This window comes from Actinomadura rubteroloni (assembly GCF_002911665.1).
In the GTDB taxonomy this organism is placed as follows: domain Bacteria; phylum Actinomycetota; class Actinomycetes; order Streptosporangiales; family Streptosporangiaceae; genus Spirillospora; species Spirillospora rubteroloni.
The window spans coordinates 1,127,915-1,138,664 of record NZ_MTBP01000001.1 but is presented as its reverse complement, the minus strand read 5'-3'; the positions used below and the strand labels follow the sequence as shown (position 1 = coordinate 1,138,664).

Below are 10,750 nucleotides of genomic sequence, written 5' to 3'. Positions count from 1 at the left end.
TTTGACGATCGGCAGCCTAGCAATGCACTACATAAGCGGATATGAACGGCCGGGAGCGGACAATCTTTTTTGATCAGCTTGCGCGATTGGTCAGGCTATGCCAACTCCCATCCGTGGCGAGGCGGGGATGGCCAAAAGGCACGAGAGTGTGACTGGCGGTCGGCGAGACGGGTGGGGTGAGATGGTTCTCATGGGATCAGTGGAGCGTTATCCGTTCTGGGCCGGGGCGGGCGAAATCGCGCCGGAATTCGTCCGGCGGCTGAGGGCGGCGCCGCTGGACGCCGTCGAGTTGCCGAGCGGTGATCGGGCGTGGCTCGCCGTGCGGTACGACGACGTCGCCGAGGTGCTCGCGAGCCGGGCCTTCACGCGGAACCTCACCTATCCGGGGGCGCCGCGCGTCGCGGCGGACTTCGACGTCTCCGATCTGCCCGGCGCCATCCTCAATCTGGATCCGCCGGAGCACACGCGGGTGCGCAGGCTCGTTGCCGGCGCGTTCACGCCCCGGCTGGTCGAACGGCAGCGGCCCCGAATCCGGGCTGTCTGCGGGGAGCTGCTGGACGGGCTGGCGAATCCCGCCGACCTCATCGACGCCTTCGCCTTTCCCATGCCGATGGTGGTCATCTGCGAGATGCTCGGCGTCCCCCGCACCGATCTGGACCGGTTCCGCGACTGGTCCAGCGCGTACGTGTCGCTTTCGGCGCACCCGCTGGAGGAGCGCGTCGCGGCGCTCGAACAGCTCCAGGAGTACGCGCGCGAGATGATCCGGCGGCGGCGGGCCGCGCCCGGCGACGGGCTGCTCGACGCGCTGATCCGCGCCCGCGACGAGGAGGACCGGCTCAGCGAGGACGAACTCGTCCTGATGACGTTCAGCCTCATCGTCGCCGGGCACGAGGCGACCACGGCGGCGCTGTCCAGGGGCGTGTTCCGGCTGCTCGTGACCGGCCGGTACGCGGACCTCGCCGACGATCCGGGCCGCGTCCCGGCCGCCGTCGAGGAGATCCTGCGCCACGATCCGCCCGCCGACGCCGCGTTCCTGCGCGTCGCGACCGAGGACGTGCGCCTGCCGTCCGGACGGGTCCGCGCCGGGGAAGCCGTCCTCGCCGTCACGTCCGCCGCGAATCGGGACCCGGCGAAGTTCGACCGGCCGGACGTGTTCGACATCGCCCGGCCCACCGCCGACCACCTCGCCTTCGGGCGCGGCCCGCACTACTGCCTCGGCGCGAGCCTGGCGCGCGCCGAACTCCAGATCGCGCTGGCCGAACTGGTGACGCGGTTCCCCCGGCTGCGGCTCGCCGTCCCGCCCGGCTCGATCGAGTGGCGCACCGGGTCGCTCATGCTCGGTCCGACGACGCTCCCGGTGGAGCACTGAGCGTGATCCCCCGGCCCGGGGATCACCAGACCGGGAACGTTCCAAATCGCGACCGCGCCCCATTTCGTGGAACGACGGCACGTGTTCGCACGTCACATTCCTTGTCCCGGCCGCCGTGCCCGGGACCCGTTTCATCCGGACGGACGGGCTCCCAAGCCGCGGTCGATGGGAGGCTCGCCCTGACCAGCACAGATGCGTGCCCCGCCCAGGGCATTTTAAGAATTCTTTCTATTAGCATGGGCGGAGTAGGCACTCAGTGGGGGCTGGGACGCCAGGACGGGGAAGAACGCTGTGGGACACGCCAGGGGAGCAGTCGGTTTCTGGCACCCCGCGCTGTTCTACCGCGGTGACGCACAGTTCCTCGACGGTTGCCTTCCGTTCGTCCGCGACGGCGTCCTCGCGGGCGACCCGGTGGCCGTCGCGGTCCCGGCGGCGCGGCTGGCGCTGCTGGAGAAGGCGCTGCGCGCGGACGTCGGCCCCGACGCCGACCACGTCCGCTTCCTCGACATGGGCCGCGCCGGGCGCAACCCCGCGTGGATCATCCCCGGCGTCCTGCGCGACTTCGCCGACCGCCACCCGCACGAGCGCGTCCGGATCATCGGCGAGCCGATCTGGCAGGGCCGCTCCGAGCTGGAGTACCCGGCCTGCGCCCAGCACGAAGCACTGATCAACATGGCGTTCACCGGCCGGAACGTCGCGATCCTCTGCCCCTACGACGCCGACGATCTGGACGACCGGGCGCTCGCCGACGCGGCCCGCACCCACCCCGTCCTCCTCGACCGCGACGCCGAGTGGGACAGCGACGAGTACGCGCCCGAGGCCGTGGTGGACGGCTACAACCGTCCGCTCCCGCCCGCCCCCGCCGACGCGGCGACGCTCCCGTTCGACTGGGACGTGTTCGAGCGCTGCCGCGCCTTCGCCCTGGAGCGGTCGGCGGCGGCCGGGCTGAGCGACGAGCGCGGACGCGACGCCGAGCTGGCCGTGAGCGAGCTGGTCGCGAACTCGATCGTCCACGGCGGCGGCACCGGCGTCCTCGCGGCGTGGCGGGAGGGGGACCTCGCGGCGTTCGAGGTCCGTGACAGCGGGCACATCGCCGATCCGCTGGCCGGACGGCGCCCGGCGGACCCGCTGACGCCGGGCGGACGCGGGATCCTGCTGGTCAACCGCATGGCGGACCTGGTGCGCGTCCACACGACCGCCGCCGGGACGACCGTCCGGATCTTCTTCGCGCGCTGACCGTCAGAGCAGGTCGGGCCAGCGCGCGGCGACCTCCCCGACGAGCCGCCGCAGGTCCTGGTCGCGGGCGCGGTCGGCGACGAGCACGACGTCCCCGGCGTCCACGACGAGCAGGTCGCGCACGCCGAGCAGCGCGTAGCGGCGGTCGCCGGACAGGACGCGGCAGCCGTCGGCGTCGACCGCCACGACGCCGCCGGACGCGCCGGGGAAGTCCGTCCACGAGCCGATGTCGTTCCAGCGGAGGCGCGCCGGGACGAGCAGCACCCGCCCGTCGGCGGCGGCGGGCTCCACGACCGCGGGTTCGACGGCGACGCGCGGCAGGTCGTCCCAGGTCGTGGCGCCGGACAGCACCGGGACGAGGGACGGCGCGTGGTCGCGGACGAGCCCGGCGAACGTCGCCGCCCGGAACGCCATGATCGCCGTGTTCCAGTAGAAGCCGCCCGCCGCGAGGTAGGACGCGGCCGTCGCGGCGTCCGGTTTCTCATGGAACGCCGCGACCGGGCGTGCGCCGTCGCCCGTGCCGGCCGGGGCGTGCGCGTAGCCGTAGGCGGTCGCCGGACGGTCCGGGACGACCCCGACGCAGACCAGCGCGCCCCCGGCCGCCGCGCGGACGGCCTCCCCGAGCACGTCCCGCCACGTCTGCGCGCCGGACGCGACGAGCTGGTCGGCGGGCATGGACACGACGATCGCGCCGGGATCGTCCACCGACGCGACGCCGAACGCGACGGCCGCCGCCGTGTCCCGCGCGAGCGGTTCCACGAGCACGCGCGTCACGCCGAACGGCGCGGCGACCGCGCGGACGTCGGCGGCGTGCGCGCGTCCCGTCACGATCCGGACGTGCTCGGGATCGGCGAGCTGCACCGCCCTGGCCAGCGCGTTCGCCAGCGGCGGCTGCCCGGTGCCGGGGTCGAGGAGGAACTTCGGGCGGTGCGCGCGGCTGAGCGGCCACAGCCGGGTCCCGGCGCCGCCCGCGAGGACGACGACGTGGACGGTCACGCCGCGTCCCGGACCAGCGCCAGCGCGGGCAGCGGCCCGGCGAGCAGCCCGGCCAGCCGCCGCCGGGTCGCGGCGACGTCGAGCGCGGCGTGCTCCCACTCGTCCACGACGCCGATCGACAGCGCCCCGGCGAGCCGCCGCAGGTCGACGGGCGGGACCGGCTGGCCGCCGGTCTGCGCCTGCGTCCCGTTGGCGAGGACGGTCACGAGCACCGGCAGGCGCCGCAGGGCCGTGTCCAGCAGCGATTCCATGCCGCTGTGCAGCAGGGCGTAGTCGCCGATGACGCCGATGGCGGGGCGTCCGGTGCGGGCCGCGCCGCCCGCGACCGCGACGGCGGACCCGAGGCCGAGCGCGACCTCGGCGGCGGAGTAGGGCGGGTAACAGAGGCGGATGGACGAGCCGACGTCGGCGGCGACGAAGACGTCCAGCCCGGCGAGCGCCGCGTAGAGGGTGGCGTAGCGGCGCGGCGGCGGCTGGTCGTCCGGTTTGTGCGCGATGTCGGTCCAGGTGCCGGGCGGGTCGGCCCAGGCGCGGCGGAGCAGGTCCGGTGACAGCGAGCCCTCGGGCGGGAGGTGGCCGGTGAGCCTGCCGCGCACCCGCGTCCGGTCGGCGGCGGCCTCGCGGATCAGGTGCTCGGCGAACGGCAGCGGCTCCTCCACGACGAGCACGCGGGCGTGCCGGTCGGCGAACGCGACGGCCGGGACGGGCAGCGGCCAGCCCGCGCGGACGCGGAGCAGGCATCCGGCGCCGGTGACGTGCCGCTGGGCCGCGCCGACGGCGATCACCGCGTCGTCGCAGGTCTCCGCGCAGGTGGCGGTCGTGTGGCCGTCCAGTTCGGCCTGGACGGCGGGCTGGACGACCAGGCGCCGGTGCTGGTGGCGGCCCAGTTTCGTCAGCCGGTGGGCGACCGTCCGGTCCACCCGGCCGCCCGCGTCCGCCGGACCCGGCCGCGCCCGCAGACGGCCGTCGCCGCAGTCGGCGTGCAGCGCGGACGTCACCCGGACGATGACCGGCACGCCCGTCCGCTCCGAAAGCAAAAACGCGTCGCGCACCGCCGCGCGCGCGTCGCCGGCCCCCGCCGGGTCGAGGACGGGTAGCCCGGCAAGACGGCCGAGCGCGCGCGAGTCGTTGAGCGTGGTGGACGCGGCGGCGTCGAGATCGTCCCCGGACACCACGACCAGTCCGGCCCCGATGCCGTGGACGGCGGCGTTGGCGAGCGGGTCCAGGGCCGCCGCGAGCCCGTTGTGCTTCATCACCGCGCAGGACCGGACGCCCGCCGCCGACAGCCCGACCGCCGACTCGACGGCGCTCTTCTCCCCGACCGCCCACTCGAAGTCCGGCAGGTCGCTCAGCGTCTCGGCGAGGTGGGTGACCGGCCGCCCCGCGACCGCGAGGACGCGTCCGGTCGCGCCGGCGACGGCCGCCGCGACGTCGAGGCAGGTGGCGGGGGTCGTCGGGGGTTCCATCGCGCCTCCGCGTCACGCGCCGGGACGAGCGTTGTCCCGAATAAAACATTTCCTGACGCGAAAGGGAACCCCTCCTGACTGGTTTCATCAAGACCGGAGGCGGCCCCGCACAGGACGTGCGGGGCCGCGCTCGCGTTCAGTCGCGGTCGCCCGCGCAGGCGCCGGCGTTCTGGTTGCCGACGAGGTTGATCGGGATCGCCAGCAGGGCGGCGTCGCTGCAGTCGCCGCCGTGCCCGTGCCCGGCGACCTCGGCCCGCGCCGGAACCGCCGCGAGCACCGCGCTCATCGCGAGGGCCGTCACGCCCGCCGCCAGCGCGGACGTCCACCGATTCACCATGGGGAACTCCTCTCCTTCGGACTGACGTTCGCGAGATGCCCGGACACACGGACGGCAATCGCGTCGTCACGCGGAGTTCCACACCGGGCAAGTGACCGGTGGCCGGCCCGCGACGCGCCTTTCCGTCAGGCGGCAATCCGGCGGGACGACAGATTCGGCTTTCCCCCCAGGGGTACGTTCCGGCCGGGGAGGATCTTGGATGAACGCACCGCCGCGCACGGTCGCGCTCGTGACCGGCGCCGACCGCGGCAGGGGACGGGAGATCGCCCGGCGGCTCGCCGAGCGGGGCCAGCACGTCCTGCTCGGCTCGTCCGGCGCGGAACCGGCCACGGCCGCGGCGCTGGAGCTGAGCGCCGAGGGGCTGGACGTCCGTCCGCTGCTGCTGGACACCGCCGATCCGGCCGACGTCGCCGCCGCAGCCGACGCGGTGGCGTCCGGGTACGGGCGGCTGGACGTGCTCGTCAACAGCGCGGGCGTCACCGGCGACCGGGCGTTCGACGAGCTGGACGAGGACGAGCTGCGCCGGGCGCTGGAGGTCAACGTGCTCGGAACGTTCCGGGTGACGCGGGCGCTGCTCCCGCTGCTGCTGCGGTCCCCGGCGGGCCGGGTCGTCAACGCGTCCGCCGGGCCGGGCGCGGCCCGCACGCCCGCCGGTGACGTGTCGCGGGCCGCGCTGGACGTCCTGACGCTGGAGTACGCCAAGGCGCTGCGCGGCACGCACGTCAAGGTGAACGCGGTCGCGCCGGACCTGCCGGACGTCGCGGCGGTCGCCGTCCGGCTCGCCACGCTGGACGCCGACGGCCCGACCGGGGAGATCCACGGATGAGCGGGCCGCTCGCCGATTTCCTGTTCGAGATCGGCCTGCTCAAGCGCTACAAGCGGACGGGCTGGCTGGTCGCGGGCGTCGCCGGTCCCGAGAGCATCGCCGACCATTCCATGCGGACGGCCGTCATCGCCGCCGTCCTCGCCGTCCTGGAGGGCGCGAATCCGGACCGCGCCGCGCTGCTCGCCCTTTTCCACGACACGCAGGAGACACGGCTCACGGATCTGCCGTATCTGTCGCGTCCGTACGTGACGAAGGCGGACAACGAGGAGGTCACCGCGGACCAGGCGCGCGCCCTCCCCGAAGTTCTGGCCGCCTTTCTCGGCGGGGTCGTCGGCGAGTACGAGGGAAAGGCGAGCCCGGAGGCCGTGTGCGCCCGGGACGCCGACAAACTCGAATGCCTGCTCCAGGCCGTCGAATACCGGAGCCAGGGCAATCAGAACGTGCAGCCGTGGATCGACACCTCGCTCGCGCAGCTCACCACCGACACGGCGAAGCGCATCGCGGAAAGCGCGCTGGACACCGGCTGCCTGGACTGGCTGGCCCGTGCGCTCGGCCGGGAACCCTGATCAGAACGCGCCGATGCCCCCGTCCACGGCGATGTAGGCGCCGTGCACGTAATCGGCGTCGTCCGAGACCAGGAACGCGACCGCCGCGGCGATGTCGCCCGGCGTGCCGATGCGCCGGGACGGGACGGTCTTCGCGAAGTCCTCTCCGGTGACGGCGAGCATGTCGCGGGTGCCCTCGGTGGCGATCGCACCGGGGCTGACGGTGTTCACGCGGATTCCCGAGGGCGCGTACTCGGCCGTCCAGGATTGCGTGAGGTTGTTCAGCGCGGCCTTGCTGGACGCGTAGGCGACGACGTCCTTCGCCGCCTGGCGCGAGACGACCGTGCTGATGTTGACGATCGCGCCGCCGCCGCGCTCGGCCATTTTCGGCGCGAGTTCGGCGACCAGGAAGAACGGCGCCTTCACGTTGACGGCGTAGATGGAGTCGAAGACCTCCTCGGTGGTGTCGGCGACCGGCAGGAACGGGAAGATGCCCGCGTTGTTGACCAGGATGTCGACCTGCCCGGTGATCGCGAGCGCGGCCCGGGCGAGGGAGCCCGGGCCGCCGGGGGCGGCGAGGTCGGCGGGCGCGAAGTCGGCCGCGCCGCCGGCGGCGCGCAGCGCCTCGACCGTCCGCGCGCCGCGGTCGGCGTCGCGGCCGGAGACGATGACGTGCGCGCCGCGCTCGGCGAGGACCTCGGCGACGGCACGGCCGATACCGCTCGTGGAACCGGTCACGAGGGCGGTCTTGCCGGTGAGAGAGGACACGGAACTCCCCGGGGGAAAGTGGGATGGACTGTGTCGGAAATATCAGTGCGAAGCGTGAAAGGCCACGGCTGGTCCCGACACAGTCCTGTTCCGGTCAGGCCGCGGTGAAGCCGCCGTCCGCGGTGAGGTTGGCGCCGTGGACGAACCCGGCCTCGTCCGCGGCGAGGAACGCGACGGCCGCGGCGACCTCGCGCGGCTCGCCGAGCCTGCCCGCCGGGACGCGCGCCTCGAACGCGTCCCGGTTGGCGGTGAGGAGGTCGCGCGCGCCCTCGGTGACGATCGGGCCGGGGCTCACGGTGTTGACGCGGACGCCCGACGCCGCGAACTCGGCCGTCCACGACCGCGAGAGGTTGTCGAGCGCGGCCTTGCTGAGGGCGTAGACGACGGCGTCCTTGGAGCCCCGGGTCGCGACGACGGAGCTGATGTTGACGATCGCGCCGCCGCCCCGCGCGGCCATCGCGGGCGCGAGTTCGGCGACGAGCAGGAACGGCGCCTTCACGTTGACGGCGTAGACGGTGTCGAGGATCTCCTCGGTGGTGTCGGCGGTCGGCGCGAACGGGAAGATGCCCGCGTTGTTGACCAGGACGTCGATCCGGCCGGTGATCGCCGACGCCTCCCGGGCGAGCGCGCGGGCGCCGTCGGCCGAGGTCAGGTCGGCCTGGACGAAGTCGGCCTTGCCGCCCGCCGCGCGGATGGCCTCGACCGCCTGCGCGCCGCGTCCGGCGTCCCGGCCGGAGACGATGACGTGCGCGCCGCGCTCGGCGAGGAGGTCGGCGACGGCGCGGCCGATGCCGCTGGTGGAGCCGGTCACGAGAGCGGTCTTGCCGGTGAGCGAAGAGGACACGAGTGACTCCCCAGTAGTTGGAATGACCTTTCCAGGAGTACCAGGGGCAAGATTGGAATGTCAATTCCAATCCGGGTAGGATGAGCGCATGAGCGCCGCCGAGCCACGCCTGACCGCACCCGGGCGCCGCACGCGCGAGCGCATCGTCGAGACGGCCGCCGAGCTGATGTTCCGCAAGGGCGTCGCGGGGACGAGCATCCCCGACATCCAGCAGGCCGCCGGGGTCAGCGCGTCGCAGATCTACCACTACTTCAAGGACAAGCAGGGGCTCGTCCGCGCGGTGATCGAGTACCGGACCGAGCAGGCGCTCGTCCACCAGCGCCCGCTGCTGGAGGCGCTGGACAGCTTCGAGGGGCTGCGCGCGTGGTCCGACTCCGTCGTCGCGATCCAGGACGGGCGCGGCTGCGCCGGCGGCTGCGAGGTCGGGTCGCTCGCCAGCGAGCTGGCCGAGTCCTGCCCGGAGACGCGCACCGCGCTGGCCGCCTCGTTCGAGCGCTGGGAGGAGCCGATCCGCGTCGGCCTGGTCCGGTTGCGGGGACGCGGCAAGCTGCGGGCCGACGCCGACCCGCACGATCTCGCGACCGTCCTGCTCGCGGCGCTCCAGGGCGGGCTGCTGCTCACGCAGGTGCGGCGCACGTCCCACCCGCTGCGGACCGCGCTGGACGGCGCGCTCGCCTACATCGCGACGTTCGCGACGTAGGTCAGCGTTCGGCGGGCGTCCCGGCGGCCATCTCGATGCGGCGCGTCGTCCGCACGGCGTCGAGCATCCGGCGGTCGTGCGTCACCAGCAGCAGCGTGCCGGTGTAGGAGTCGAGCGCGGACTCCAACTGCTCGATCGCGGGCAGGTCGAGGTGGTTGGTCGGCTCGTCCAGGACGAGCAGGTTCACGCCGCGTCCCTGGAGCAGCGCGAGGGCCGCGCGCGTCCGCTCGCCGGGCGACAGGCTCGCGGCCGGACGCGTCACGTGGTCGGCGCGCAGGCCGAACTTGGCGAGCAGCGTCCGGACGTCGGCGGGCGAGGTCTCCGGGACGGCGGCGCGGAACGCGTCCAGCAGGCCCTCGCCGCCGTGGAACAGCGCGCGGGCCTGGTCGATCTCGCCGACGACGACGCCGGGGCCGAGCGCCGCCGACCCCGCGTCCAGCGGGACGCGGCCGAGCAGCGCGCCGAGCAGCGTCGACTTCCCCGACCCGTTCGCGCCGGTGATCGCCACGCGGTCCGCCCAGTCGATCTGGAGCGTCGCCGGGCCGAACGTGAACGCGCCGCGCTTCACCACGGCGTCCCGCAGCGTCGCGACGACCGCGCCCGAGCGGGGCGCGGCGGCGATCTGCATCCGCAGCTCCCACTCCTTGCGCGGTTCCTCGACCGTCTCCATCCGCTCGATCATCCGCTCGGACTGCCGGACCTTCGCGGCCTGCTTCTCCGACGCCTCGGCGCGGAACTTCTTGCCGATCTTGTCGTTGTCGGTGCTCTTGCGGCGCGCGTTGCGGACGCCCTTGTCCATCCACGCCCGCTGCGTGCGCGCCCGGTCCTCCAGCGCGGCGCGGCGGTCGGCGTACTCCTCGTAGTTCTCGCGGGCGTGCCGCCGCGCGACCGCGCGTTCCTCCAGGTAGGACGCGTAACCGCCGCCGAACAGCGTGATCTGCTGCTGCGCCAGGTCCAGTTCGAGGATCTTGGTGGCCGTTCGGGTGAGGAACTCGCGGTCGTGGCTGACGACGACCACGCCCGCGCGCAGGCTCTGGACGAACTCCTCCAGCCGCGCGAGGCCGTCGAGGTCGAGGTCGTTGGTGGGCTCGTCCAGCAGGAACACGTCGTGCCGCGACAGCAGCAGCGACGCCAGCCCCGCCCGCGCCGCCTGCCCGCCCGACAGCGCGGTCATCGGGGTGGCGAGGTCGACGGCCAGCCCGAGCGAGGCGGCGACGCTCTCGGCGCGCTCGTCCAGGTCCGCGCCGCCGAGGTCGAGCCAGCGCTCCAGGCTCTCGGCGTAGGCGTCACCGGCGCCGGGCGCGTCGTCCACCAGGCCCTGGGTGGCGGCGTCCATCGCCTCCTGAGCCGCGGCGACGCCCGTCCGGCGGGCCAGGAACGCCCGGACGGTCTCGCCGTCGCGCCGCTGCGCCTCCTGCGGCAGGTGCCCCACGACGGCCGACGGCGGCGACAGGCGCACCTCGCCGTCCTCCGGCGGCGTGAGCCCCGCGAGGATCCGCAGCAACGTGGACTTGCCGGCGCCGTTGGCCCCGACGAGCCCGATCACGTCCCCCGGCGCCACCACCAGGTCGAGACCGCTGAACAGTGCGCGGTCGCCATGACCCGCGGCGAGATTCTTGACTACGAGCGTCCCGGACATCAGCCCGATCGTAGGCGGTCGCGG

11 protein-coding genes are annotated in these 10,750 nt (G+C 74.0%); 5 read left to right on the top strand and 6 right to left on the bottom strand.

Annotated features, from left to right (window positions below; all coding sequences use genetic code 11):
- Positions 1–190 precede the first annotated feature (190 nt).
- Positions 191–1,369: a cytochrome P450 gene (locus BTM25_RS05030; protein ID WP_168212007.1), complete on the top strand. Its 1,179-nt coding sequence runs from the start codon at positions 191–193 to the stop codon at positions 1,367–1,369.
- A gap of 291 nt (positions 1,370–1,660) precedes the next feature.
- Positions 1,661–2,605, top strand: a complete 945-nt coding sequence (locus BTM25_RS05025) for an anti-sigma factor RsbA family regulatory protein (RefSeq protein WP_103561560.1) — start codon at positions 1,661–1,663, stop codon at positions 2,603–2,605.
- 3 nt (positions 2,606–2,608) lie between these two features.
- Here BTM25_RS05025 and BTM25_RS29485 read toward each other — a convergent pair whose 3' ends face one another.
- From BTM25_RS29485 to BTM25_RS05010, 3 genes are all read right to left on the bottom strand, one after another.
- Positions 2,609–3,601 carry a sugar phosphate nucleotidyltransferase gene (locus BTM25_RS29485; RefSeq protein WP_168212006.1) on the bottom strand — a complete coding sequence of 331 codons (993 nt, stop codon included), beginning with the start codon at positions 3,599–3,601 and terminating at the stop codon, positions 2,609–2,611.
- Entirely contained in the window at positions 3,598–5,067 is a 1,470-nt protein-coding gene (locus BTM25_RS05015) for a thiamine pyrophosphate-dependent enzyme (protein WP_103561558.1), read from the bottom strand. The genes BTM25_RS29485 and BTM25_RS05015 overlap by 4 nt, the downstream gene beginning before the upstream one ends.
- Before the next feature lie 136 nt (positions 5,068–5,203).
- Positions 5,204–5,404 carry a hypothetical protein gene (locus BTM25_RS05010; RefSeq protein ID WP_103561557.1) on the bottom strand — a complete coding sequence of 67 codons (201 nt, stop codon included), beginning with the start codon at positions 5,402–5,404 and terminating at the stop codon, positions 5,204–5,206.
- A 199-nt stretch (positions 5,405–5,603) separates the two neighbouring features.
- On the opposite strand from BTM25_RS05010, the gene BTM25_RS05005 reads away from it, so the two are divergent.
- Positions 5,604–6,230, top strand: a complete 627-nt coding sequence (locus tag BTM25_RS05005) for an SDR family NAD(P)-dependent oxidoreductase (protein ID WP_103561556.1) — start codon at positions 5,604–5,606, stop codon at positions 6,228–6,230.
- Positions 6,227–6,796 (top strand): HD domain-containing protein, encoded by a 570-nt coding sequence (locus tag BTM25_RS05000; RefSeq protein WP_103561555.1) that lies wholly within the window; start codon positions 6,227–6,229, stop codon positions 6,794–6,796. Before BTM25_RS05005 ends, BTM25_RS05000 begins: the two co-directional genes overlap by 4 nt.
- Here the strand turns inward: BTM25_RS05000 and BTM25_RS04995 are convergent, their stop codons facing one another.
- Together BTM25_RS04995 and BTM25_RS04990 are read right to left on the bottom strand one after the other, a co-directional pair.
- The gene (locus BTM25_RS04995; RefSeq protein WP_103561554.1) at positions 6,797–7,543 is read right to left on the bottom strand and encodes an SDR family NAD(P)-dependent oxidoreductase; all 747 of its coding nucleotides are present in this window, start codon (positions 7,541–7,543) and stop codon (positions 6,797–6,799) included.
- A gap of 94 nt (positions 7,544–7,637) precedes the next feature.
- Complete coding sequence (locus BTM25_RS04990; RefSeq protein WP_103561553.1) at positions 7,638–8,387, bottom strand: SDR family NAD(P)-dependent oxidoreductase; 750 nt, start codon at positions 8,385–8,387, stop codon at positions 7,638–7,640.
- Positions 8,388–8,475: 88 nt separating this feature from the next.
- On the opposite strand from BTM25_RS04990, the gene BTM25_RS04985 reads away from it, so the two are divergent.
- Positions 8,476–9,087, top strand: coding sequence for a TetR/AcrR family transcriptional regulator (locus BTM25_RS04985; protein WP_103561552.1), 612 nt, complete (start codon positions 8,476–8,478; stop codon positions 9,085–9,087).
- Between the two features lies 1 nt (position 9,088).
- Here the strand turns inward: BTM25_RS04985 and BTM25_RS04980 are convergent, their stop codons facing one another.
- Positions 9,089–10,726 carry an ABC-F family ATP-binding cassette domain-containing protein gene (locus BTM25_RS04980; RefSeq protein ID WP_103561551.1) on the bottom strand — a complete coding sequence of 546 codons (1,638 nt, stop codon included), beginning with the start codon at positions 10,724–10,726 and terminating at the stop codon, positions 9,089–9,091.
- Between the last annotated feature and the right edge of the window lie 24 nt (positions 10,727–10,750).